Here is a 25,232-nt window from a genome sequence, read left to right as displayed (position 1 = left end):
ATTCTATAACTTGGAGCCGACTCCAAGTCAAGAGGGGGGCTGCAACGGATCATGCTTGACTTGGAGTCAACTCCAAGTTGTAATATGGAGAGAAATGAATGTGGAGGAGGCCCATATGATGAGCGACAATGTATTGTTCTCCATCAAAGAAACGTCAGAACAGGCCGGATTATCAGAAGATACAATTCGTTATTATGAGAAGATTGGGCTGCTTCCCCGAGCTGAACGCAAGGCCAATCGCCATCGGGTATACCGCTCGGAGGACATCCATACGATGAAGTTGATCACTTGTCTGAAAAAAACAGGCATGTCTTTGGAAGAAATGAAGCCCTATCTCCAAATGTCCATGGATTCGGATCTCGCAGATTTCCCGGATGAACGGGAGATGCTGGTGAATCACCGGAAGAAAGTTGAAGCACAGATTGCTTCGCTACAGCAGGTCGTTGATTTTATCGATGAGAAGTTGGATAAACGAAGTATGTACCCTGATGAATGTCCCATTACCGGGGAGAACCAGATGTCTGTTTTTGAAAAACAGAACATATTCTCTTGATGGCGCTGTTACCTGTTTGAATCCGAAAACCCACGTCATGATGACGCGGGTCTTTTTGCTGTTTCTAGCATTTATTATCGAGTGTATGGCCGGGTTATTAGATATCACTTTTTACGGAGAGGGTTGTTTGAAAAGAAGCTTAATGAAGCAGGGATATGATATATTAAAGAGCAATGTTACATTTTTTTGATAGCAACCACATCTGCAGATTGAGAAGAATTCCAGATAAGAGAGGAACGACAGCATGGATTACTGGGGAATACTTGGTATAGAGCCTACTGAAGATTTAAATGCGATTAGACGGGCTTATTCATTACGGTTAAAACAAAATCATCCAGAAGAGAATCCTGAAGGTTTCAAGGAACTTAGAGCAGCTTACGAGCAAGCTAGAGAGATTGCGTCAACAGGTTCAATTCAACCGATACATGTTGAGTCTGATGATGATCCTACTCACCACTTCACGGAAGATACGCAGGATTTAGCTCAAGGTATACATATCGAAGACTTACATATAACTCCTCCACAGTGGGAAGACCCGCTGCGTGAAGCTGTAAATCATTTTCTGGAGAGAACGATTAGACTGTATGAAGATTTTGACTCACGCATTCGTTACGATCTATGGGTGAACCTTGTAGAGGATGAGCAATTCTGGAGCATTCAGGTTCGGGAAAGACTACACAGCGAATTGTTAGATGTTTTGGAAGAACGAAGCTGGCTGCCTGGTATGGTTTGGAAATTATTAGATGATACGTTTGGCTGGATGGACAATGAACTGGAGTTAAGCGAGCGATTTTCTTCCTCGTTTCTAAATCACATTCGTTACCAAAGTCAAAGTTTATATGATTTGCAGCTTGAATATTTACACCAAGCGGCAGCAGCTGGTTTGGAGATCGACGATTATTTATATTTTCGTGAATTCGCAAGACGTGCACTCATTCATCAAGACTTGGACACAGCGCACGAGATGTTGGGCAAAGCTTACGCCATGTATGAACAAGACCCTGTGTTACTGCGCTTGATTGCGTTATATTCGATGAACGTTGAGGATTGGGAGACTGCGCTCCACATGTACTCCAGGCTTGCAGTTATACTATCGAATGAGCCTCAAATTCTCCGTCACTTGGCAGACATGTTACTGAAGTGTGGACATGTGGAAGAAGCGTTATCCATCAACATGCAGTTGTCGGAGGCAACTGAAGCGATGATCTATAGTCCTGCTTTATCATCTGCAGCGCAGTGTCTAATCCAGTTGGGTAGAAATAATGAAGCCATAGCCGTATATGAGGCAGCGTTAGAACGATTCCCAGCGGACTTGGAACTACGAACTCGTCTATGGCATGTACGGCATGAATATGAGCAAGAACGCATGACGATTTTGGAAGAGGAGCTTCAAAATGACAACCCTCCTGGAACGGAACAGATCGAGGAACTGATTGGGCTTTACCGTATAAGGAAACAATCAGACAAGGTAATATCCATGGTTGAAGGATTTGGATCAGAAGTACTGTTAAGCAGTAATGCTTGGTTTTTGGCTGCTCAAATGGCATACGATGTTGATCTAAAACTTGCTTTACACTACCTTAATCAGTCTGTCACAAGGGCTAAAGAAGAGGTCTTTGTTCACCAAGAGGCTTTGTACTTACGCATAAAGGTCAATTATAATCTAGATCATTATGAGGCAGTAATCTCAGACGGTCTTATTCTGAAAGAACACATGGCAGAAGAGCCGGGAGTTTATTTTTATCTCGGGGAATCCTATCGTATGTTTGAAGAATATGAACAGGCGATCTTGAACTATTTGCAGGCAAAAACATTAAATGGGGGCGCAGGCTACGAATTTGGATTAGCTTTCAGTTACTATAATTTAGAAAAGTATGATAAGGCTATAACGTGCTTTGAGACTTATATGAATGAAGGTAATGAAAGTGCTGATCTCTATCACTACCTTGGCATCTCGTATATGAATGTAGAGCGATTCGAGGATGCTGTTCAGTGTTTCCAAGCTTGTTTACGTATCGAGAGTTATCCGAGCACACTTTATCATCTATTTACAGCCTACAGAGGACAAGCCAAGATTGATCTTGCATTGTCTACCATTGAACAATATTTGGAGACTGGGGACACTGCGTATCAAAATGAAGCTCTTGGTGCAGCAGCGGATCTCCATTTTGATAGAAAGAACTGGACCACTGCTCATGATTTCTTCTTAGCGCTTCACAAAAAGATACCGGAGGTTTCTTTATTAACAAAAATGATTGCTGTTTGCCTCCTTGCGGATCGTAAGTTTGAGGAGGCAGCAAAATGGATTCTGAAGATTCAGGATCACGAGCCTAATAATCCGTGGGCGCTTTTACAGATGATTCGCATCTTTGCCGAACTCAAGCAGTGGGATGCGTTGGACAGCGCTATGGTGCATTATTATAAAACAGTAGAACCTGCCAAGATTGATGGTTACAGCTATTATTATGGGGGCTTACATCTATATCAGGCACGTAAATACGATGTCGCTCGCAAAATGTTGACCCGAGCTTACGAGTTTGGTTTGCGGGGGGATACATGCAGTTTACTGAGTTTATCCTATATGCATCTTGGTCAAGGAGAGTTGGCACTTGTGTATGCCAGAGAGGCTGTGGCAGACCGGCCTGATCATCCGGATTACCTTGCACGTCTGCAGGATATGGAAGAGCGTCTGAGTCAACGGGGAGCCTGGTTTAATAAGCTGAAGTTCAATATATTCCAGATGGGATTGAAACAAACGGTACCACTTCAATTCCCTGATCTTTTGAATGATGAAGAGCTCAGACCGTATTATAACGTGGAGGTATTCAACGATGTATTCTTTGCTTGATGCAAGACAACAGTGGACATTGGCAGCGGGAGCTATTTTACTTGAGGCGAATGCTTTGGAATTCGCCACAGGGTATGATATTGAACGATTGGATGGGAAAAGGGAAGGCATCATTGAAATGTTTGGTCGAGCATGGAGTATTCGGGACGAGCAGTCATTTCATCAGCAAATGGAAAGTTTTCGAGAAGGAAGCGGGCACCATGATAAATTTGATCAACGTAGGGCGTTATTGTCTGTAATGACTCATCAGGAGCAGGAAAACTACATCCTTGGTTTGGAGGATGAGACGATCAGAACCCAATTGAGGGCCATCCAACTCTATGACAGTCGCCTGAATGCGGCAAGCATCAGCGCCTGGGACTGGGGAAGAGCCATATCAATTACACGGATGGCGATGCAGGTCGGTTATGTAGATGAGAAGACAGCATGGACTTTTATGTATGAAATGGCGCAGCGAATTCAAAAAGCGTATTCAAGTTGGACGGAATTCGGACTTGCCTACCTCATAGGACGTCAGTATGGGTATGAAGAATTGGAGACGGAGTCAGCCCTGGAGCACTTTTCGCTTGTAGAGCATTTGTTCGAACGGGCAGACAGTCCATGGAATGTACTTCCGTGGGAAGAAGCAACTGTTGGTCTGCCTGTTGAACCAGAAAGAGAGGGATAAGACCTTGACCCTACAACAATTAAAATATGTAATTGAAGTTGCCACACGCGGCTCTATGAATGAAGCGGCCAAACGCCTGTTTATCTCGCAACCCAGCCTGTCCAATGCCATCCGGGATCTGGAGCAGGAGTTGCGAATCACCATTTTTGAACGTACCAATAAGGGAATATCTCTGTCTAAAGAAGGCGTTGAGTTTCTAAGCTACGCACGTCAGGTGGTAGAACAAGCTGAGTTGCTGGAAAATCGTTATCTGAACGCCAAGCCATCTCCGCAGCATTTCTCTGTATCGACACAGCATTATGCGTTTGCGGTGAATGCCTTTGTTCGTCTGGTCCAGCAGTATGGTCAGGATGAATATGAGTTGGCACTTCGGGAGACAAAGACCTACGAAATTATTCAGGATGTGAAAAGCCTGCGTAGTGAAATTGGCATCCTGTATTTGAATGAATTCAATGCCAAGGTGATTAACAAATTGTTAAAAGATGCAGGTCTGGTCTTCACAAGCTTGTTCACAGCGAAGCCCCATATCTTTATCAGTGTGAAGAACCCGCTGGCGAAGCAGGAGTCGGTCGCGATTGAGCAATTGCAAGATTATCCGTACCTGTCATTTGACCAGGGAGAGTACAATTCCTTTCATTTTTCCGAAGAGATCCTGAGTACGTTATCTCACCCCAAAAGCATACAGGTCAATGACCGCGCAACATTGTTTAACCTGTTGATTGGTCTGAATGGTTATACGATCTCTACGGGCGTACTTAGCGCTGATCTGAACGGAAACGAGATTATTCCTGTACCGTTGGAATGCGAGGAGACCATTAATGTGGGCTGGATAAGCCATAAGAGCACTTCTCTCTCCAATCTGGGCGTAGAATATGTCCAGGCTCTGCATGAGGCCATAGGGTCTTAATTATGTTAAAAGGTTCGTCAAAAGTCGTTTCCGTATAATCGGAAACGGTTTTTTTTGTTCTGCTACGATCACTCAAGTATAGGGTGGTATGTTGTCATCCCGTGTAATAGAATGAAGGTATATGTCGAATAGGTGTGAAAAGCACGAAGGGAGAACGGTTAGTGAGAGTTCTGTATCGAAATAAAAGCGAACAGCATGAGCTGACGGTATATGATACAAAAAAGCTCTATGGAGAGAAGGGGCGATTTAGGGTATTGGAGTTCTCCAACGCAGCTGTGCAGGGCGCAATGGATCTGGATGAGCCTGCCCGAATGGTGTTGGAGTATCCAAGAGCGATGGTACATCTAATGGAACAGAATCATCCTGAATTTGAGAAGGTATTTGTGGTAGGACATGGTATTGGCACATTGCCAACCTACTTGTCTGATCGTCAGGTAAAAGTGGCTGAGCTGGACGCAGAGGTCGCGGAGTTGAGCCAAACCTTTTTTGGATATGAGGGAAGTCCTGTACTCATTGGGGATGGGCGTGAATTACTAGGGCAGGAACCTGCAGGGACATATGATTATATTATTGTTGATGCGTTTACCGCAACGGGGACACCTGAACAATTTATATCCAGTGATTTTTTTGCCCTGGTCAGGGACAAGCTGAACTCGGGTGGAGCAGTACTTCTGAATGTGTTTGGGCGTGCTGGAAACGACCGACTTGTAAGTGCCATCTATACAACACTTCAGTCGCAGTTTGCTTATACACGTGCATTCGCATTGCCAACAGATACAGCGGATGAAATTCAAAATCGTATTTTAATGGGCAGTCATCATCCGATCGAATTTCAGATTCGCCATATGGCGGGGTTTGTTGAGCAGGAGCCAGAAGAAGGATATGTCATCGTTGATCCAGGTTAAACCTGAACAGTGATTCTTCCAAGGAGAGTAAAATGTCATTAAATTGTCAATCTTACGATGTAATTGTTAAGATTTCACAAACTCTTTATTTGATCTTAATAACTTTCATATAAGATAGAGGGAATATGCTTTTCATGAAAATCCGGGGGAAGTAAATAATGATTGCACAGTTCAAGAGATCCAAATTACGAAGAAATATAAAAAACATCAAGAAGATTAGCCTTACGGCTTTACTCGGTGGGTTGGTCACCATTTCAGTCTTAATGACATTGACCATCATGGTTATCTCATCTTATACATCTCAGAAACAGTCACTCATTGATAACACCCTATCGCTAAATTATGCAAGCGCTGTGCAAATGAGCCAAACCATGGATTCGCTTTTTAATTCCATGCAAGGGAGCTTGAAATATGCAGCCCAATATTTTTCCGATATGGATCACTCCAATACCAAAGAATTAAATTCCACATTGGATTTGGTTCGCAATAGCAGCAATTTTTTTAATTCCGTTTCTTTGGTAAATAAAGCAGGAGTAGTTCGGTCTACCTCACCTTATTCACAGGCTAGCGTAGGTCACCATGTTAGTTCCAATGCGGCAAAGGAAGCGGTTAAACTGAGGGCTTCATATATCTCCGAAGCGTACAAGACACCCAGAACCAAACGCAGAATTGTATTTGTCAGTGAACCGATCTTTGATTCAGCAGGGATGTACCAAGGAACGCTTGGTGGAAATATCTTTTTGCAGGAAGATAATATATTAAGTTTGTCTTTTGGCAGTCAGCTCAAAACAAGCAATGGTTCCTACTTTTTTATTGTGGATAAAAAGGGCACTTTGTTATTTCACCCAAACACCAACCGAATTGGTGAAAATATCAGTAATAATGAAGTGGTGCAGAAGCTGCTCGTAAACGAGAATGGTAAAGAACAATACAAAAACCTGGCAGGTGTGGATTCTCTTGCGGGTTATTACAAAGTTCCATCAACAGGCTGGGGCGTTGTAGTCGTGTCTCCAACAAAGACGGTGTACGATCAGCTGAATCATCATATCCGCATGTTGTTGCTGTACACTTCAGTGCCTTTCCTGATTCTGACTCTTATTGTACTTCGGGTGGCGCGCAAGCTGGCCAGTCCTTTTGCTATGTTGGCTGATTTAGTGAATCAGGTCGATAAGGGACAAGTGGATCTGCCGGTGATGAAGCCTCACTGGAATAGAGAGGCAGACCTTCTCACAAGGGCCGTTGTTGGCGCACTGGCAAACTTTAGGAAACAGACGAACCAGCTTGTCTATGATGCCAGAACAGATGTTTTAACAGGTATGAACAATCGCAGAACCTTCGAAGAAGTCATTCAGCAATGGATTCAGGATGAGGAGCCATTCTCCATTATTGTTCTGGATATTGACCGCTTCAAATCCATTAATGATACATTCGGTCATCATGCAGGGGATGAAGTGCTAAAACACATTGCGAATATCATTCAATTGTCTGTTCGACCAGAAGATGTCTGCGCCCGATTTGGTGGAGAGGAATTCGTAGTCTTGTTAAGGCATTCCGAGTCTAACGTGGCTTTTGAGACTGCTGAACGTATCCGAATAACGGTCGAAGAAAGCAGATTGCCTATAGATCGTTCCATTACCATCTCAGCGGGAATTGCTGAATATCCGAAGCACTCCACAACATCCACAGAACTGTTTCACTTGGCGGATAATGCATTGTATCAAGCGAAGGAAGAGGGGCGTAATCGTACGGTTACGATCCAGACGGTTATCAAATAAGCAAGAAGCTGATCCCTGGGAACAAGGGATCAGCTTCTTTTGTCTTGTCTTCTATACCTCTTGTGAGGATCTGGCCAGAACCTCATTGGTATACGTTTCTCCCCAATCTCTCATGCTGAAAATGATTGGCCTTAGCGTTTCTCCAAACGGCGTGAGGGAATACTCCACTTTAGGTGGGATCTGGGGGTATATTTCACGATGAACAATTCCACTACTTTCCAACTCTCGAAGTTGCAGGGTGAGCATACGCTGGGTGATTTCAGGAAACAATTTGCGGAGTTCATTAAATCTCAACGGACCGGAGAATAAATGATACAGAATGGCGCCTTTCCATTTGCCTCCGATCACACTAAGAGTAACTTCCACGGAACAGCCGTATGGCGTTGGACATGGCTTGATTGCATCTTTTTTCATTATAAGTGCACCTCCACTTTACGGTGATTTTCTATAGTATCTATTTGGATGGTTACATTACATAACGTACGTATAGTTCATGAAAGAGCATATCACTTATGATGCATATTATAAACCCTAATCCTAGGCGCAGGCAGATGTGAAGATGTTTATAAGAAAAAAGAGCCCCAGTTTCGTCTTGCGAAACATGGAGGCTCAATAAATGGGATGAATTTTGTACACTATATCAGGGCGTCGAGGGAATATGCACCGGCTCCAGCGAGAGCAACACCAAGTAATGATCCGATCATCACAAGGTTATATTCGAATCCTCCGTTCAGATTCCATAGACCTTTATCTGCGTGAACCTTGGCTACGGCTACAACCATCGGAAGCATGAGCAGAATGGCTCCAACGATAATCCATAGACCGACTCCAAACAGGAATCCACCAATCAATTCAGCAAGTCCGGCGCACACGGCCAAGGCTCTAGCGGGTTTCAGGCCAATTGCTCCGAAAAATTCAGCTGTCCCTGATACACCCTCACCACCAAACCAGCCAAACAGTTTCTTGCATGCATGTCCGATCATAATAAAACCGATAACGAGACGAATGATAAGTAAACCCGTGTCCAACATGAGATGATTTCCTCTTCTCTGGATGTATAAAGTATAATGATGAGCGTATATACGCTACTTCAGTGACGATAGAATGGAGTCACATAGAGCCATCGTTGCAATATTATCCTTGGCGCTGGAATGTGGGGCTGTCTGGTTCTGGCAACAGGCGATGAAGTGCGCCATTTCACCAACGAAACCGCGTAGATAAAGGTCGCGATAAGCTCCTGACATGGGAGATCCGGAAGGTGTATATACAGTATCTTGCTCCTCGAGAGATTTCCAGGCAACGCTGGTGGAGCTTCGGGATTGATGAACAGTAAGTGTGTTGATCTCTTCAGCTGACGCAAATCCATTGTCGAAGGTGATGAGCACACTTTCACTCTCACGTGACCAGGCACTCATGCCGGTAAAATAAGCACTGCCTACCACGTTATTCTCAAATACAAAGGAAATGCTCTGATTAATATGTTCCCCATCCTTCACGGTTGTGCCTGTAACTCGTATAGCTTCTCCGAATAAGTAGCGCATCAGATCGACCATATGAATGGCAGCGAGCTTCATGAACTGTTCCTCATCCTTGCAAAATGGGGTACTGTCTACAGCGAATTTCATCTGGAATGAACGCACCTTACCTAGCGAACCCCCATCAATGAGCTCCTTAAGCTTCATGTATACCGGAGCATAACGTTTCATAAAACCGACCATGACAACGACGCCAGCCTGCTCGGCAGCTTCTGCTACAGTGGAGGCTTCCGCAGCATTCCATCCAAGTGGCTTGTCCACGTATACATTCTTGCCAGCCCGAATGCATTCAAGGACAAGAGCAGTCTGATCTATGGGTTGGGCGACGACAACGATTCCGTCACAGGTTTCTTGCGCTAGCATGAGCTGAGCGTTATCATACGCTTTGCCATTGCTGCCAAATCGCTTCAGAGCTGCTTCGGAGCGTTCCATACTGCGAGTGGCAATGGCCTGGATCTGCGCTCCGACTTCAACAACAGAAGGATATATATTCGTGGATGCATGAAACCCGGCACCGATAAAGCACAGATGGGTTGTTTTCAAAATGAGATCTCTCCTTCAATGTATCATTCGTATTGGTGGTTTGTTTGCTTAATAATACGATAGGGTGTTTGACGTTGATAAAAAAGGACATATGTCCTTTTTCTGAATGGATAAAAAGAAGTTGCATTTTTATTTTGCAGCATGTATACTCTGAATTACGGTAAAACAAGGAATTGCTTCACCGGAACACTTTTCATCGATGGATGAGGAGATACATATTATGCGGTCGTGGCGGAATTGGCAGACGCGCACGGTTCAGGTCCGTGTGGGCTAACCCCCCGTGGAGGTTCGAGTCCTCTCGACCGCATCAAATCAAAAAGAAAGGTTCGTGAGTTGCTCTAATGCAATTCACGAACCTTTCTTTATTTTTACTATATTATTGTGAATCAAGTATTTTGCTGCTGGCATTCTAGTGCTGCCGCTGCCGCAAAATGACTGCCATGATGAGTCCGGTGATAGCTCCTGCTATTCCGAACAGTGTAACACTGGCAATAACTTCAACCGACTGGAGACGAAACAAAAAAGCGATACCACTGCCAAAGGTGGTTCCGGCGAGAAATCCGAGCGAAATTCCTAATTCTTTGGTTAATTTCATTGTGTCACCTACTTGGAAATGTGAGATATGGATTTGCAAATATTGGGTACAGGAAGTAAAGTGTGATCAGGAAAATCATCACATTTTATTTCCTTTTTTATCTTGTGGTTTTAACCCATTAATTATGCATGATATCTCATATGGGAGGGTAAGAGCGAATGAATATGAACGAACGAATTGCAGCATGGAATGAGGAAGCACAGCAGTGCGCTTGCGGTCATCAACACCGAATGGTAGATATGCTCATTTATCTGGAAGCTGGGGCCATTCAGAGGTTACCGGGTTATTTGTCTGAACAAGGGTACCATCATGTTACGGTTGTTTATGATCGACATACGTTTCGGGCTGCTGGATCTGATGTGCTGAACAGTATTCGAGAAGCGGGAATGCATGTGGATGAGATCGCTCTGCCGGAGAATCGTACGGGTGATATTATTGCGGATGAAGCAGCTATCGTGCAGGTCATGTTGGGTGTGAAATTGGAAAGTCAGGCTGTCATTGCGGTGGGCTCAGGCACCATTCATGATCTGGTGCGATTTGTATGTTCCAAAATGAACAAGCCCTTTCTGTCGATACCGACAGCGGCTTCAGTGGACGGATTTACCTCTGCAGGTGCACCCTTAATTGTAAGCGGCGTCAAACAGACATTTCAGGCTGTTCCGCCTGAGGCCATCTTTGCGGATATGAATATCCTGGAGCAAGCCCCCCAAGAGATGACGGCTGCTGGATTCGGAGATATGCTTGGCAAATATACTTCCCTTGCAGACTGGATTGTTTCTCGTGAGCTGGGAGGAGAACCGTTCTGTCCGGTCGCTTATCGAATGACAGAGGAAGCGCTGAATTCCTGCATTGATTATATACAAGCTATTGCGGAGGGGCGAGCAGAGGGAGTAGCTGTATTAATGGACGCATTAATTGTTTCTGGCATCTCCATGCTGATCATTGACCATTCCCGTCCGGCATCCGGAGGTGAGCATCACCTGTCCCACATCTTGGAGATGGATCTCATGCAAGCGGGAGAAAGACCGGTGCTGCATGGTGCCAAAGTTGGCGTAGCCTGTGCATTGCTTACGGTGAAATATAAAGAACTTGCACAGACATCAGATGAACCAGTGTTTAGAATATATAACCAATTGCCGGAGGCTGCTCAGCTCATCGCATGGTTGGAGCAAGTAGGTGGACCTGTGACTACTGAACAGCTTGGTGTAACCCCGGAGATGGTGGAACATGCGTTTACCACCGCGCATACACTTCGTCCTCGATATACCGGATTGAAGTACATCAATGAAGTGTTAAACACGAGGTAAAGGTGACTTTTAAGGAGGTTCGGTCTCCAAGATTGTGTAAACTTAGCTTCTAGAGCGCTAAAATGGCCTTGATTGGGATTAGAAAGCAGAGAAGGGGGATTTACCTGACGTTGTTGACGGAAGAGCCAGGAGGCTGTTTCAAGGTCGGGAGAGAAGAGGGATATGTTTCATTTTAAAAAGGCTCTGGCCTCCTGGAAGGAGATCAGAGCCTTTTGGCTGTTCGCTTATTTAGTTGTTGCGACGATCTTTCAAGATGACATCTGCGAACAAAATAGTTTTTGGGATGCGGAAAAATTGCTCCGCTTGTTCCTGAAACGCAGCGGAAGGCAGTGTTCCCTGATGCAGCCATTTGCGGAAAGTGCCGGGATGAACCCCGATCCAGTGGCTGACATCTGTCACCGACAAATCATGGACCATACACAAGCCTGTCAAAATACGGTTACTAACCGGAGAACGTGTCACCGTACGCTTCATGAAGCGAGATGACTCGGGTTGACATATGACAGGGCTATTACGCACAACTTCCTCATTAAAGAGAATGTGGCGGGGATAGCCGAGTAATTGGCATGTCTTGTCCAAATTGGTACTGCCGGGTATCCGTCCTTCATATACCCACGCACTGACACTGCGTGAAGAGATGGAGAGGTCTTCTGCGAGCTGGGACAATTTGATATCATTGGCCATCAGCACGGCAAGAAGAACACGATTACGGATTTGACAGCGTGTCGGTTTTCGGAATCGTTTAACACGGACGCCTTTTCCCAAGTATTTACGGTTGATCAGAGACCACGCCTGGATGGAATGTTGTTCTGGTTGATTAGGCATATTTCCTCCGATTTTTTTTAACCAAATACTACAATAAACAACGGGGTACTTTCAAGTGCCGGGTTTACCTGTTTCAAATGCGTCAATGCGTCAATTCCTGATAAAGAGGGAACTACGAACTAGACCATACGCAATTCACATCCTAGTATATTCCTAGATTACAATGTTTCACTAAAAATGAGGGGGCAAAATGAGCAGGATTAAAGATAATATAGTTCTAATTACTTATTATTAGGTCTAAAGAACTTTTATCTATTTTTTGTTGATATGATGCGGTTTATTTCCCTGAATTCCCCAAAAAATATTGAATGTGCTTCACTATGTCCGGTAGAAGGTGTGCACAAATCTGAAAGATAAATCCGCAAGTTCAGCATGACATGTGACCTGTCAAATCTCTTACTTTTACATATATTGTAGGGTACTCAAGTGAAGGGAGAGGTGAGGAACGTGAATCTGTCTGTGAATACCTTTGCTGCCATCTCGGGAGCAATTGTTACGTTTGCTTTTGGTGGATGGGATCAATTGCTGAGCCTGCTCGCGGTCGCGATGGCTGTGGATTATATAACAGGTTTGGCAGCGGCGGTAAGAACGGGTACCGGGTTGAATAGCAACATTGGCTTCTGGGGGCTTGCTCGCAAAGGGCTCATGCTGACCGTTGTTCTGCTTGCTCACCGAATTGACCTGATCATGGGAACCGATATTATCAAGGGAGGGGCTATTTATTTCTACCTCGTCAATGAACTGATCTCGATAACTGAAAACTATGCGAGAATCGGCCTTCCATTGCCCGGAAAGCTCAGACAGGCTATAGCAGTGTTGAAGAAACAGGACGATCAGGAGTATTTGCCAGATCGGGAATGGTCAATTCCGCAAAGTGAGGATAGCCTCCAACAGCAGGCTGAAACAGGACAAACTTCGCAGGATGAATCCGCGAAAAAGGTGGAAGATGGTTCCCAAGAAAAATCCGAACCGAAAAGAGATGGTTCGGGTTAGTTTTTCTTTTCAAGAGAACGTTTCCAAGTATCCTTTCGTAATAGAGAACGTTATGATATATTTTGGATACACGAAAATTCATTCATTTCTACTACTATTATATTAAACGAGGTGCTTGCTCAGATGATAAAACATATTGTCCTGTTCAAAATGAAAGATCGCTCAGCAGAAAGTATTGAAGCTGCTGCCCAGGTGCTTCGTAACCTGGACGGTAAAATTGATGTTCTGGTTTCACTTGAAATCGGGATTGATGTGCTTCGCTCGGAGAGATCGTTCGACATTTCACTCACGGCGGAGTTTGCGTCACTGGAGGATCTTCAGGCGTATCAGGTACACCCGCTTCATCAGGAAGTTATCAAGTACATGAATGAAGTCAGAGAACAGTCGATTGCAGTGGACTACGAGATCTGATCTATTATTCAAACTACGTTGAGATAAAGGGGACTCTGCATGAGCGATTTAAGAGACGTTATGGAATTTCTATATATTTTTGTTGTGTTTCTAATCGCTTGTCCTGTGATGATATTCTGGCTTAAGCGAAGAGGGAAACGGAACCGATAACTCACTGAACGGGAAGTGAACGAATGTATTATGTGAACAGAGAACAGATTGCCCGCCGGCTTGCTGCTGTACCGGAAGTAGCTGAAGGACTTCGCCGGGCAGCACAGACTTGGGATGGCAGTCTCATGCTGGGGATGGTTCAGGAGCGGTGTCTTCACCTGGCGATCGAGATTGTTACCGATGTGGGAAGTTATCTGATTGACGGCTTCATCATGAGAGATGCGAGCAGCTATGATGATATTATTCAGATTAATTATGAAGAAAAGGTTTTTGACCATTCGACCTATGAGATCTTGCGTCAGCTTGTCACGTTACGCAAACCACTGGTGCAGGATTATTACAGTTGGGAGCGTTCTGAGCTCCATCCGCTTAGCGTAGAGTTGCCGAGCATACTTGAACAATTTACGACACAGGTTAGCGCATACGTGGAAACAGAACTTGGTCCTTTCAATGCGGCACAAGCCGAGGGACAACGTAAGGAATGAGGGAAATCGCATGACAAATGAATCAAAAGATTTCAATGAAGTAAATACTGAAAGTAATGAACCGAATGAAACACCTTCCGGATTCCATCCGGTGTATATGGTTGAACTCTTATTCGGGGAACGTCCGGAAGTGGATCGCCTGCGTTTGCAGGAAGCGATGATTCGTCATACAGGACAAGTCCGACTGGATGTGAAACAAGGAAGTGGAGAGCAAGAGCATGAGATGTTAGTCTTCTATCATCTGGACCATAAGGTATCCTTTCATGAAGGGGATATCCCTGCTCAGACCTGCATGCTCCCTGTGAATGAAATCGCAGATCGTGCACGCTTTGGCGGGGCTGTGCAACAAGCATGGCATTGGCCCGAAGTGGGACAAGTTATAGAAGCATCGCGTTACTCCATCCGGATACATGATATGTTCACGGCTGCCATGCCTCGTAAACAGCGTTTGGAGCTGTTTCAGAAGACTGTACTGGCAATCATGGAGAGTTTGACCTGTGATGCGCTGTATTGGTATGGCAGTGATAAGCTGGTTGAACCGGAAGCATATACGCAAGCCCAGGAACGTGAGGAACATCTGTATGCAGCTATGAATGTTCGAATGTATCAGGCCGGAGGTACGGAGGAACAGCGCGGGTTGGTCATGGATACGGTAGGATTATCTGCGCTGGGTGTTCCCGATGTACAGTGTCACTTCGTTGGTCTTGATCCAGATACGGTGGCTCAGACCTTACTGGGTGCAGCGTATTACATATTTGATCAGGGAGATGTCCTGCAAGATGGACAGACGCTGGGTTCTTCAGGTGGACGTCGCTGGCGTTGTGAACATCAGGCGGCATTAATTGCACCAGGACGATATGTCATTGATTTGGACCCGGGGGATGAGCATGCGGCGGCTGATCTCGAGCCGGCTCGTCAGAATTGAGTTTAAGCCAAGACATTCTGCAGCCATTCAAAAAGTGCGTTCAGATTATTTTTAACATCTGGAGTGTCAAGCCAAGCCTGTGCTGCTTATAATGCATCAACAGAGTAGGCATTCGCCCGGATGGCTGAGCAGCAGACCGTTGCTTCTGATCCGGTACTTAAACCATAGTAAAGGGAGAGATGTGACGTGAAGGATTCTAACAAAAGTTTGTTGTGGGGAGCTCTTATTGGCTCCGTGGTAGGTTCTGTAACAGCATTATTGCTGGCACCGAAATCGGGACGTGAACTTCGTCAGGATATTACAGAAGGTGCTCGTCAGGTATCGGAGAAAGGTCAGGAACTGGCTGGTATCGTGGGAGAACAAAGTTCACAGATCGTATCCAAAGTTAAAGAGACCGCAGATGTCGTGATTCAGGATATTCAATCCTGGCGCAATTGCGGTGAAGGGAAAGAAATTCGTATATCGGCAGCCATTGTAGATACCGATATCGATAAAGCAGTTGATGAATCCGGCAATGACATCGTAGCGAAGTTTCCTGCGGATGAGTCCAAGGACGACAACTAAGCAAAGCTTGAGATCAGCAGGCTTTCCTCTATTTAGAGGAGAGCCTGCTTTGTTGCGTGTCCACACATAGATGACGTGGCGCGGATTTAATTTGAACCCTGCCATGAAATCGGGTAAGATGTAGGTACCTTTTTGCCGGAATGTTCATACGGTAGGAAGAAAGCTCTGGGAAACAAACGTTTTGAGAACCAATTCAATGAAGAAGGAAGCGGTGTGTTCGTGCAGCAAGCAATCGCTATATTAGACTCCGGTGTGGGGGGATTGACCGTCGCCAAGGAAGTGATGCGTCAGCTCCCGCGGGAAAAGATCATTTATTTTGGGGATACTGCCCGGACACCGTACGGACCCCGTTCGTCCGAACAAGTAAAACAATTTACGGAACAAATCGTTGATTTCTTGATCCAATTCGATCCGAAGGTTATCGTTATCGCCTGTAACACAGCAACAGCAGCAGCGTTGGAGTATATCCGTTCCAAGGTGAGTATGCCTGTCATTGGTGTTATACATCCGGGTGCGCGGGCAGCAATCACAGCGACACGTACAGGGCGTATTGGTGTGATTGGTACCATGGGTACTATAGGTAGTGGGGCTTATACATCGGCACTTAAGCAGTTGTCCCCCTATATTGATGTGGTCAGTCAGGCTTGTCCGGCGCTGGTGCCGTTGGTGGAACAAGGTGAATTTCGTTCCGAGCACACGACACATACGGTGGAGCAATCATTGGGCGAGATCAAACAGCAGCCAATAGATTGTCTTATTCTGGGTTGTACGCATTATCCCTTTCTCATGGACACCATTCAGGAAGTTATGGGACAGGAAGTGAAGTTAATCAGTTCGGCAGATGAAACGGCACGTGAAATTAGTACGATTTTATATGATAAACGAAAGCTGGCCAGTGGGGATGAGACACCGGTGCATCAATTTTTCTGCACTGGCGACCCACGCATGTTCCAGAATATCACCCGTCGATGGTTGGGAGAGCAGATCTCCAAGACTCCTGTTGTCTGGCAGGTTACGCAATTATCATAGTTATACTCAAAATATGCATGAATAAGACTTTTAATTAATGTATTTAGGCTGTGAACGATCCCGGAACTGTGAAGTTTCGGGATTTTTTGTCATGATTATGCATCAACAGGTGATGAACATGATTCATGTCACATGACGGACAACCCGACCTGCATACATATGTTACATAGACGAAGTTGGTGAGAACCGGACAGGAGACCTGTCTTTTCCTGTGGAAAGGAGAGCAACATGGAACTGCAATGGATTATCGTTCAGCGGGGAGATACACTGCCGCGAATTGCGTCAGCACACCATATGACCAGGGAGTTACTTGCCGCACTGAACCCGGAAGCAGCCGCCCAGCCTTACTTGCTGGCAGGTCAGATGCTGCGTATTGTCCCCGGGACAGGTCGCAGATATGCTGTACCGCCTGGAGAAAGTGTAGGAGAGATTGCAGGGAGATTTGGTCTGGAGGAAGAAGTGTTGCGCCAGGCCAATCCCGAAATCACCAATATTACCGACTGGGTTGGTCGCTGTATTCATATTCCGGCTTCGAATGGAAAAACTATTGTAAAGATTCAGGGAGAGTATGGTTATAGAGAATTAATCAAGGATATAGATAAGCTGGCGAAACGATACCCGTTTATCGAGACGGGGTCAATTGGAACAAGTGTCATGGGGAAGTCGCTGCCTTATTTACGAATTGGGCAAGGGCCGAGACATATCCATGTTAACGCTTCTGTTCATGCTAATGAGTGGCTGACATCAGCAGTTCTGATGAAGTTTATCGAAGAGTATGCCGAGGCATATAGTGCACATGGGACATGGCATCAATACCAGACGGAACGCTGGATGCAAGAGACGACACTCTGGGCAGTGCCGATGGTTAATCCGGACGGGGTCGAATTGGTTCAGGAAGGTGTAGTCAATCACCACCCACATGCACAGCAGTTGTTAGCCTGGAATGCCGGCAGATCAAATTTCACCCATTGGAAGGCCAACATCAGAGGTGTGGATCTGAATGATCAATTTCCCGCCCATTGGGATGAAGAGGTAGCGAGAAGAGGTGTGATCTCACCTGGTCCCAGGGATTATGCAGGGACAGCTCCATTGACAGAACCGGAGGCACAGGGGCTTGCGCAGTGGACGAAGCAACACGCATTCGATGCGGTTGTATCCCTGCATAGTCAGGGACAGGAAATCTATTGGAACTACCGTGATCTGGAACCCAGAGAGAGTGCACCGCTGTCGCGTAGACTCGCCAAAGCTTCGGGTTACAAAGCGGTGAAGCTCGGTGGCAGTGATGCCGGATACAAAGACTGGTTTATCCAAGCGTTTGGTAAGCCGGGCTTCACGGTGGAAGTTGGATTGGGTGTTAATCCGCTTCCCGTAGAACAGTTCGATGATATCTGTATAGAAGTGGGAATGTTGCTGGCTGAACTGTTATCCAATGGACAATGAGGCAAGACCCCGAATGATGAAGGTGTGAAACTTAACAGTAGATCATTCGTATAACAGGAACGGACGCTATGAGCGACGTTCCGTTTTTATTATTTTTTATAGTGGATTAATATGTCATTCGTTCTGGATGGTTTTCAAACGGGTAATGATGGATGTGCCGTTCGGCGATATATATGATTATACGGAGGGATTCGCATGAAGTGGAGAAGACTGCTGTCGTTCAAACGATGGACACAAGTTTTCAAAAGGCTCCCCCGGCTGCTCCGGGCTCCGCAGATTCCTTTGGGAGAAAAGCTGTTATTTATTATTCCGGCGCTGTTGTACTGGGTGCTTCCTGACGTGATGCCGTTTATGCCCATCGATGATATCGGGGTTACTTTAATTCTGATGAATTGGTTTGTGAGCCGGACAGAACGTAAATATCCTGTGCTTCAGGAGGGTACACCTTCATAATTTGCAGCCCATGGATCATTTTAACATTGAATTCGCATCAATGTTATTGCGAAGAGCGGTAACTTTCTTTACAATAGATGCTGTAGTTTAAGACTGCTGAAATTGTTGAAACCTGCAATTACAATATAGGAGATGAAGAGAATGAACTGCAAAATTACGCGTAATGCTGCTAAAGTATTGAAGCTTGAGTTGGACAAGCCGGAGAACGAAGGAAAAAAACTGCGCGTTGTCATCACACATGCACATGGTGACCATGCTCACTACGGGCTTGATCTCGACACACCCAAAGAAAATGATACAGTTGTATCTACCGATAAAGAGATTGATGTCATTCTTGCGAATGACCAGCCTCTGTTGAACGGTGTTAAAATTGACTATCTCTACTTCCCAGAAGAGGGATTCGTTATTACGAATCCGTCCCAAGGCAATCACGGCGACCACTAAGGGCGCGAAGAAGGGGAACTCATGGCTAACGATATCCGCGTATGCGAAAAGTGTAATCATGTTCGACTGAAATCGATTGTGCCCAAGCTGCAAAAAATGGCTCCAGACACGGAGATCAAGATTGGGTGCAAATCTTATTGCGGTCCTTGCGCCAAACGTGCATTTGTCTTTATTAATGGTCGGTATATCAGTGCGCCGACTGAAGAAGAAGTGCTCGCCAAAGTCGCGAAGTTCGTTAAGTAAAGGATATAAGGTTATAACAAGGTGAATGGGGAAAAACTGTCTACACACCGGAAAGGAGGGGCTACGAGCCTCTCTTTTTTTTGCGTTTGGGTAGTAGTGAACAAAAGTTGTGTTAGAATACAGTGCCCTTAATCATTTCATAAATTTTGAAGGTATCTTCTCTAATTTCAATAGCAATGACCGTATTATTCTTTTTCAGAAAATGTACATGCCCCATTCGTTCTTCCTCCAATTCGTCCCAGCCTGTATCCGCTAACTTCTGAAAATAATCCATTGGCGGGTATAGTCCTTGCTCTCCTCCAATATGTTTCAATTCATACATCAGGCCTTCTTTAATGTTTCGATTGCCTGAATCAGTTATGATTCTAATGAGCTTCGCATTGCTTGGAACCGGGATATCGGGGTTAATGGATGATTCTGTATATCCTTCTATCTCGTATGTTGCAGGAGTACAGCCTTGTACCCAAATGAGCAAGGGCAACATACAGAGTGTCAGTAATATTTTCTTCAAATGAATTCCTCCCGACTCAGCATGTTTACCTAATAAACGTAGCGAAATCAATTAAAGTTACGATAAAATCGCAAAAGAAGAATAAGGAAGGCTTGTGCTATCCATCCTAAAGGGGTAACAGGAACATGATAATCCCAAGGAGGAATACTCATGCCGAAGCGTTATGATTCCAGTTTGCAAGCCGATACCACCGTATCTCAGGCGCAAAATGCGGTGAACAAGCTTCATTATGCTGTATCTCAGGCCCTGTCACACCCGACAGCACAAACCATAGTACAGGCGGAACGTTGTCTGGCACATACGGAGCAGGCAATGCGTCAAGCAGAGCTTTCGCTCGGAGGACAAGGCGTTGAGTTGGCAGAAGAGATGTTCATCGAGGAGAAGAGAAGATTGAATTCAATCCAGAGTCAGAACGGTCAAGGGAATTTATAACGTTCCTGTCACATCAGAACCCGCAGGGCAGCAATGCTTTGCGGGTTTTTTATATCTTTTGCAACGACTCTCGATCTATGGGTTTACTCCGACAGTATGTCGAATGGTCGCTTAAAATTCTGTGAGAAGGTTAATAGAATGAGAGCAGGCAAAATTCCATGCGGGAGGTACAGAATGACAAAACATATTACAGATTGTACGATTCTGAACAACGGAGTAACGATGCCATGGCTAGGATTTGGAACATATAAAGCAAAAGGTAAGGAAGTACAACAGGCGGTTGAGACCGCTTTGGAGGTTGGATATCGGAGTATTGATACCGCGTCCATCTATGGCAATGAAGAAGAAGTGGGACAAGCTATTGCAAGCAGTGGTGTTGTCCGTAACGAACTGTTTGTGACGACCAAGCTCTGGAACGAGGATCAGGGATTTGATTCAACGCTGAGAGCATTTGAAGCCAGTCAGAAGGCACTTGGACTGAATGTGATTGATCTATACTTAATTCACTGGCCTGGCAGAGACCAGTATAAGGAGACGTGGAGAGCATTCGAACGTCTATATAGCGAAGGAAGCATCCGTGCGATTGGTGTGAGTAATTTCCAAGTACATCATCTGCAAGATATCATAGATGAAGGCGGCACAGTGCCAGCAGTGAATCAGGTGGAATTGCATCCGGGTCTGATTCAACAGGAATTGCAGGATTTCTGTGGGGCGCAGGGGATTCAACTGGAGGCTTGGAGCCCGATCATGAAAGGCAAGCTGAACCAAGAGTCCACCCTCAAAGCGCTGGCCCAGAAATATGGGAAAACGCCAGCACAGATCATTCTGCGCTGGGACATTCAGAATCAGATTGTGACGATTCCGAAGTCCGTTACCCCGGAGCGTATTCGTGAGAATGCGGACATCTTTGACTTTGAATTGACACCGGACGAGTTGAAACAGATTGATGCGCTGGATTCGAATAAGCGGACGGGTCCACATCCGGATCAACTGTTCTGGGATTGAGTGGGTAGGCGCTAATTGAATATAAGTGTTTGATGATCTGTTAGTGGAGGTTCCGGTTACGGATCGATCTTCCTATCGCTGTTGTCTCCAAATTTTTTTGATTCCTCTTTTCAGAGGATAAAATTTGGAGACAAAGGCGCACGCTTCGCTTCTTCAGAATCGATTCCGTCCCCTCCACAGTAACTGTTCATCAAACACAAAAATTTACAATGAGCTAAAGTGGTTTGTAATATATAAAAAAACAGCAGGATCGAGGAGTATCCCTTGATCCTGCTGCTTTTTTGGTGTGAATTGGCTTAATTTTTTTTCGGGACTGCGCAGCCGTCATCTGTGCAAACACCGCTGCCGTCAGCATCTGTTGTATTGGACTCAACCATTGTGAATGGGGAACGCTCGTCCCAAGCTTTCTGAATAGCGTCCAGGAATACCTCGTCCGGCTGAGCGCCCGACACGGCGAATTTGCGGTCGAAGACGAAGAACGGTACACCGCGGATGCCCAGTTGCTCGCCTTCCGCTTGGTCAGCACGCACATTGTCAGTAAATTGATCGCTCGACAGCACTTCCGTAGCTGCAACACGATCCAAGCCGACTTCCTCTGCCAACTGAGCCAGCACTTCAGGATCACCGGAGTGTTTACCTTCAATGAACACAGCTTGGAATATGCGCTCACTCAATTCAAGCGCTTTGCCTTGTGTATCCGCCCAGTGTGTCAATCGGTGTGCGGAGAAGGAGTTCGTAGGGATCATGGCATCAATATTGTATTCCAGTCCTGCCGTGCGAGCATTGGCATTCATCTGAGCATTCATGCCTTGGGCCTGCTCCACGCTAATATTATATTTGGAAGCAAGGTATTCCGTATTGGTTTTGCCTGGGTTCAATTCAGCGTTAGAATCAAGCTCGAAGCTTTTGAATTGCAGCTTTACTTCATCACGGTGTGGAAACTGTTGCAATACATTCTCCAGGCGGCGTTTGCCGATATAACAGAATGGGCACAGAAAATCTGACCATATCTCAATATTCATGATGTTAAAACCTCCATTATTCTTTAGTTGAAACTATTATAGTTACAATTATAAAGCCGCTTTCTATAATTCGCAAGAAGATTACGATTTATCCCGATATGCTTTGGACCAATGATAAGGTTGGAGCTCATCCAGTCTCTTGAAGACCAGCTGACCTTCAGGGTCGTATACGGCAGCTTTGACTTCTTCGCCCCAGTAAAACAATCGTTCCTGACATACGCCGCAAGGTGTAAGGACCTTGAATTCTGAATGCTCATCATCACGAGCGATACAGAGGGAGTGGGTGACGCGCTCGTTCAATTTGTGGGCTTCCAGATAAGCTCCTGTTTCCATACACAGATGCGTGGCATCGTTGATGACCTCTGGAGCTACACTAATCAGCAGGGAGCCAGCTTCGGTATAGACGGCACCCGCACCGCCCCATCCCTGAGGATAACGTTGCTTCACAAATTTTGCGGCTGCATCGAACAATTTCTGTTCTATATTGAGTGGTTCAGTGTGTGTTGTCATATAATGAGAGTTCCCCTTTTAAATCCAATTTAATTCATTTCGTGTATTTGTTTTGTTGTGCCTGTCATTATGATTTTGCTCATTGCAATGCTGCTGTTGAACTGTCTTCCTCTCGAAAGCGCTGAATCAAATCATAGGTAATCACCGTGTCCGAGACGTGTAAGCGCTTGGTTGCTTCATCATGAGCGGGACGGCAAGCGTTGATATCTGTTTTGTCACGTGTGGACAGGTCATAACAAGCGCCGCTCTCGTAGATATAATCATCCGATGGAATATAGAATACAGAACCATCCGAGAATGCGCCATTACGCAGTACAACCGTACGTGCAGACCCGTCATATACGTCGTTACCCATATGATAATAGGACTGGTCGGACACCCCGAGCAGATGCAACACGGATGGCGTGATGTCCAGCTGTCCCGAAGGTTCGTCGATGGTTCCAGCCGCTGCTCCATCCGGTAAATGCACCAGCAGGGGAACCTCGTTCATGATCTGTGCCATATCCAGATCGTTCAGCGAGCGTCCCAGGAACTGCTCGTATTGCGATTGTTCTTTGATTGAGTTGTCATGGTCCCCGTAAAATATAAAAATGGTATTTTCCCATAGTCCCCGACTTTTCAAATCCTCCACCATCTTGCCCAGTGCAGAATCCACGTAATGTACGGATTGCAGATAGTTACCAAACATGGTTCCCTGAAACTCGCCTACATCCAGTTGCTGTTTCTCTTTCGGCAATGCATACGGATGGTGACTGCTGAGTGTAATGAGGAACGAATAGAACGGTTCGGTAACCTCACTGCTCATTTTCTCAACGGATTGCCGGAAAAAGGATTCATCAGACAGGGACCAGCCAAGCGGGTCATCCTGTGCAAAATCATTCTTACTATAAAACTTGTCATACTTCATGTTCTGATACATCGTATACCGATTCCAGAAGCCGCTCTCATAAGCATGAAATACGTTGGTGCTATACCCGTTATCCTTCAGAATAGAAGGGAGGGAATCATACGTATGGTCTGCATACCGTACAAAGGCTGAACCGACCGGAAGTGGATGTAGGGAAATATTTGCTCCAAAATCGGCATCTGATGTTCTGCCCTGACCGGTCTGGTGGTAAAAGTGACTGTAATACTGACTGTCTTTCATTAGTTCATTAAAATGGGGTGTGATCTCCTGACCGCCGATACTCTGGCCGATCATGAAGTTCATAAAAGCCTCACCCTGGACAATGATGACATTACTGTCTTTATATTTGCCGAACAATGCATCATTCTGCGGGGTATTTTGCTGCCTTTCAGCAAAGAAGGTCTTTGCCTGCTCAACATCAGCAGGTTCAGCCTCTGGCCCGGAACCGATGTGGTCTTTGGCATAGTTGTACAGATCATAACCGTGAAAAGCGAGAAGTCCGGTCACATTGTACATGGATACATTCCACCAGTTGTTATCGAACAAGCCCTTGGCCCATGTTTTGCTGTAAAAATAAATCGGGCCAACAGCGAGTCCCAGCCCTAGCACAAGGGCAATGCTGCCAGCAGTAAGTCGGCGGCGCATCTGCCCCTTGCGATCGTTGAACGAATAACTTCCATAACCTTGAACCGATGCACTGGAGTGCTTTGAACGGTAACGTCTGCTGAACAATACAATCGCTGCGAAAGGTATGACGACAAGCCAATCGGCAAAAAACCAGAAATCGCTTGGGAAGATCAATGTAGCGATGCTGTCCCCCAATGCGTCAACTTGTCTGGCTTGCAACAATACCGGGATGGTCAAGAAATCCTGGAAATAGCGATAATACACCATATCGGCGTAGATTAGTGCGGTAAGCAGCAGGTTAAGCACGACCAGAGATACGATCATGCCTCTGCGAGGCAGCCACCAGGTCCAGAAGGACAGGAGGAGCAATGATCCAATGGCAATAACCTTATCCAGAAGTCCCATCGTAATGTTATAGGCGTGCAGATTGTGATGAAGCCACATGAGTTTGAGCAGCATGAACACAAGAAAAATAAGATATAACGTTAGTGGATGATTCAGAAGCCCGCGTGGCATGGAGCTGCGCGTAGGCCGAGTGACAACCATAATCTATGTCCCCTTTGTTTTTGTTGTTTTGTAATCGGAATGTAAAATAGAGCTCCATCCATTATAGCGTGGCCT

The 25,232-nt window shown here is 45.5% G+C and carries 27 protein-coding genes, 1 tRNA gene and 1 pseudogene; 20 read left to right on the top strand and 9 right to left on the bottom strand.

Annotation, left to right across the window (positions count from 1 at the left end):
- Positions 1–115 precede the first annotated feature (115 nt).
- The 6 genes from AB4111_RS06595 to AB4111_RS06570 all read left to right on the top strand — a co-directional run bounded on the left by AB4111_RS06595 (position 116) and on the right by AB4111_RS06570 (position 7,655).
- The gene (locus tag AB4111_RS06595) at positions 116–553 is read left to right on the top strand and encodes a MerR family transcriptional regulator (RefSeq protein WP_442030904.1); all 438 of its coding nucleotides are present in this window, start codon (positions 116–118) and stop codon (positions 551–553) included.
- A gap of 244 nt (positions 554–797) precedes the next feature.
- Positions 798–3,401, top strand: coding sequence for a tetratricopeptide repeat protein (locus AB4111_RS06590; protein WP_442030903.1), 2,604 nt, complete (start codon positions 798–800; stop codon positions 3,399–3,401).
- The gene (locus AB4111_RS06585; RefSeq protein WP_179198561.1) at positions 3,385–4,068 is read left to right on the top strand and encodes a DUF1266 domain-containing protein; all 684 of its coding nucleotides are present in this window, start codon (positions 3,385–3,387) and stop codon (positions 4,066–4,068) included. The genes AB4111_RS06590 and AB4111_RS06585 overlap by 17 nt, the downstream gene beginning before the upstream one ends.
- A 4-nt stretch (positions 4,069–4,072) precedes the next feature.
- Positions 4,073–4,975 (top strand): LysR family transcriptional regulator, encoded by a 903-nt coding sequence (locus AB4111_RS06580; protein ID WP_091017588.1) that lies wholly within the window; start codon positions 4,073–4,075, stop codon positions 4,973–4,975.
- A gap of 161 nt (positions 4,976–5,136) precedes the next feature.
- The gene (locus AB4111_RS06575; RefSeq protein ID WP_442030902.1) at positions 5,137–5,880 is read left to right on the top strand and encodes a spermidine synthase; all 744 of its coding nucleotides are present in this window, start codon (positions 5,137–5,139) and stop codon (positions 5,878–5,880) included.
- A gap of 158 nt (positions 5,881–6,038) precedes the next feature.
- Positions 6,039–7,655, top strand: a complete 1,617-nt coding sequence (locus AB4111_RS06570; RefSeq protein WP_442030901.1) for a sensor domain-containing diguanylate cyclase — start codon at positions 6,039–6,041, stop codon at positions 7,653–7,655.
- 51 nt (positions 7,656–7,706) lie between these two features.
- On the opposite strand, the gene AB4111_RS06565 is transcribed toward AB4111_RS06570, so the two are convergent.
- The 3 genes from AB4111_RS06565 to AB4111_RS06555 all read right to left on the bottom strand — a co-directional run bounded on the left by AB4111_RS06565 (position 7,707) and on the right by AB4111_RS06555 (position 9,733).
- Positions 7,707–8,069, bottom strand: a complete 363-nt coding sequence (locus tag AB4111_RS06565; protein ID WP_442030900.1) for a winged helix-turn-helix transcriptional regulator — start codon at positions 8,067–8,069, stop codon at positions 7,707–7,709.
- A 221-nt stretch (positions 8,070–8,290) separates the two neighbouring features.
- A complete protein-coding gene (locus tag AB4111_RS06560; protein ID WP_442030899.1) occupies positions 8,291–8,686 on the bottom strand; it encodes a DoxX family protein in 396 nt (131 codons plus the stop codon).
- Positions 8,687–8,740: 54 nt separating this feature from the next.
- Positions 8,741–9,733 carry a Gfo/Idh/MocA family protein gene (locus AB4111_RS06555; protein ID WP_442030898.1) on the bottom strand — a complete coding sequence of 331 codons (993 nt, stop codon included), beginning with the start codon at positions 9,731–9,733 and terminating at the stop codon, positions 8,741–8,743.
- Between the two features lie 222 nt (positions 9,734–9,955).
- On the opposite strand from AB4111_RS06555, the gene AB4111_RS06550 reads away from it, so the two are divergent.
- Positions 9,956–10,040 (top strand) — tRNA-Leu (locus tag AB4111_RS06550).
- A 102-nt stretch (positions 10,041–10,142) separates the two neighbouring features.
- Here AB4111_RS06550 and AB4111_RS06545 read toward each other — a convergent pair.
- On the bottom strand, positions 10,143–10,328 hold the full coding sequence (locus AB4111_RS06545) for a hypothetical protein (RefSeq protein WP_442030897.1): 186 nt from the start codon (positions 10,326–10,328) through the stop codon (positions 10,143–10,145).
- A gap of 158 nt (positions 10,329–10,486) precedes the next feature.
- Between AB4111_RS06545 and AB4111_RS06540 the strand changes: the two genes are divergently transcribed.
- Complete coding sequence (locus AB4111_RS06540) at positions 10,487–11,635, top strand: sn-glycerol-1-phosphate dehydrogenase (RefSeq protein WP_442030896.1); 1,149 nt, start codon at positions 10,487–10,489, stop codon at positions 11,633–11,635.
- 228 nt (positions 11,636–11,863) lie between these two features.
- On the opposite strand, the gene AB4111_RS06535 is transcribed toward AB4111_RS06540, so the two are convergent.
- A complete protein-coding gene (locus AB4111_RS06535) occupies positions 11,864–12,460 on the bottom strand; it encodes a helix-turn-helix domain-containing protein (protein WP_017689431.1) in 597 nt (198 codons plus the stop codon).
- A 447-nt stretch (positions 12,461–12,907) separates the two neighbouring features.
- Here AB4111_RS06535 and AB4111_RS06530 point away from each other — a divergent pair.
- From AB4111_RS06530 to AB4111_RS06485, 10 genes and pseudogenes are all read left to right on the top strand, one after another.
- Positions 12,908–13,291: pseudogene (locus AB4111_RS06530) on the top strand (phage holin family protein); the annotation flags it as partial.
- Between the two features lie 285 nt (positions 13,292–13,576).
- The gene (locus AB4111_RS06525) at positions 13,577–13,864 is read left to right on the top strand and encodes a Dabb family protein (protein ID WP_264929710.1); all 288 of its coding nucleotides are present in this window, start codon (positions 13,577–13,579) and stop codon (positions 13,862–13,864) included.
- 173 nt (positions 13,865–14,037) lie between these two features.
- Positions 14,038–14,499 (top strand): DUF86 domain-containing protein, encoded by a 462-nt coding sequence (locus AB4111_RS06520; RefSeq protein ID WP_442030895.1) that lies wholly within the window; start codon positions 14,038–14,040, stop codon positions 14,497–14,499.
- 10 nt (positions 14,500–14,509) lie between these two features.
- Entirely contained in the window at positions 14,510–15,424 is a 915-nt protein-coding gene (locus tag AB4111_RS06515; protein ID WP_442030894.1) for a DUF4261 domain-containing protein, read from the top strand.
- Between the two features lie 186 nt (positions 15,425–15,610).
- Complete coding sequence (locus tag AB4111_RS06510; RefSeq protein ID WP_442030893.1) at positions 15,611–15,988, top strand: YtxH domain-containing protein; 378 nt, start codon at positions 15,611–15,613, stop codon at positions 15,986–15,988.
- 219 nt (positions 15,989–16,207) lie between these two features.
- On the top strand, positions 16,208–17,017 hold the full coding sequence (gene racE, locus AB4111_RS06505) for a glutamate racemase (RefSeq protein WP_442030892.1): 810 nt from the start codon (positions 16,208–16,210) through the stop codon (positions 17,015–17,017).
- 228 nt (positions 17,018–17,245) lie between these two features.
- Positions 17,246–18,457: a M14 family zinc carboxypeptidase gene (locus AB4111_RS06500; RefSeq protein WP_442030891.1), complete on the top strand. Its 1,212-nt coding sequence runs from the start codon at positions 17,246–17,248 to the stop codon at positions 18,455–18,457.
- Positions 18,458–18,652: 195 nt separating this feature from the next.
- A complete protein-coding gene (locus AB4111_RS06495) occupies positions 18,653–18,910 on the top strand; it encodes a hypothetical protein (protein ID WP_442030890.1) in 258 nt (85 codons plus the stop codon).
- 141 nt (positions 18,911–19,051) lie between these two features.
- Positions 19,052–19,354 carry a heme biosynthesis protein HemY gene (locus AB4111_RS06490; protein WP_036670085.1) on the top strand — a complete coding sequence of 101 codons (303 nt, stop codon included), beginning with the start codon at positions 19,052–19,054 and terminating at the stop codon, positions 19,352–19,354.
- 21 nt (positions 19,355–19,375) lie between these two features.
- Positions 19,376–19,597 carry a DUF1450 domain-containing protein gene (locus tag AB4111_RS06485; RefSeq protein ID WP_017689421.1) on the top strand — a complete coding sequence of 74 codons (222 nt, stop codon included), beginning with the start codon at positions 19,376–19,378 and terminating at the stop codon, positions 19,595–19,597.
- Between the two features lie 112 nt (positions 19,598–19,709).
- On the opposite strand, the gene AB4111_RS06480 is transcribed toward AB4111_RS06485, so the two are convergent.
- Entirely contained in the window at positions 19,710–20,108 is a 399-nt protein-coding gene (locus tag AB4111_RS06480; protein WP_442030889.1) for a hypothetical protein, read from the bottom strand.
- A gap of 150 nt (positions 20,109–20,258) precedes the next feature.
- Between AB4111_RS06480 and AB4111_RS06475 the strand changes: the two genes are divergently transcribed.
- Complete coding sequence (locus tag AB4111_RS06475) at positions 20,259–20,540, top strand: hypothetical protein (protein WP_442030888.1); 282 nt, start codon at positions 20,259–20,261, stop codon at positions 20,538–20,540.
- Positions 20,541–20,714: 174 nt separating this feature from the next.
- Positions 20,715–21,545 (top strand): aldo/keto reductase, encoded by an 831-nt coding sequence (locus tag AB4111_RS06470; RefSeq protein ID WP_442030887.1) that lies wholly within the window; start codon positions 20,715–20,717, stop codon positions 21,543–21,545.
- A 296-nt stretch (positions 21,546–21,841) separates the two neighbouring features.
- On the opposite strand, the gene AB4111_RS06465 is transcribed toward AB4111_RS06470, so the two are convergent.
- The 3 genes from AB4111_RS06465 to AB4111_RS06455 all read right to left on the bottom strand — a co-directional run bounded on the left by AB4111_RS06465 (position 21,842) and on the right by AB4111_RS06455 (position 25,157).
- Positions 21,842–22,567: a DsbA family oxidoreductase gene (locus AB4111_RS06465; RefSeq protein WP_442030886.1), complete on the bottom strand. Its 726-nt coding sequence runs from the start codon at positions 22,565–22,567 to the stop codon at positions 21,842–21,844.
- An 81-nt stretch (positions 22,568–22,648) separates the two neighbouring features.
- On the bottom strand, positions 22,649–23,077 hold the full coding sequence (locus AB4111_RS06460; protein ID WP_253433243.1) for a cytidine deaminase: 429 nt from the start codon (positions 23,075–23,077) through the stop codon (positions 22,649–22,651).
- 79 nt (positions 23,078–23,156) lie between these two features.
- Positions 23,157–25,157 (bottom strand): LTA synthase family protein, encoded by a 2,001-nt coding sequence (locus AB4111_RS06455; RefSeq protein WP_442030885.1) that lies wholly within the window; start codon positions 25,155–25,157, stop codon positions 23,157–23,159.
- Between the last annotated feature and the right edge of the window lie 75 nt (positions 25,158–25,232).

The organism is Paenibacillus sp. 2KB_22 (assembly GCF_052115745.1).
In the GTDB taxonomy this organism is placed as follows: Bacteria; Bacillota; Bacilli; order Paenibacillales; family Paenibacillaceae; genus Paenibacillus.
The sequence above is the reverse complement of the archived record's forward strand: the minus strand, read 5'-3'. Positions and strand labels throughout refer to the sequence as shown.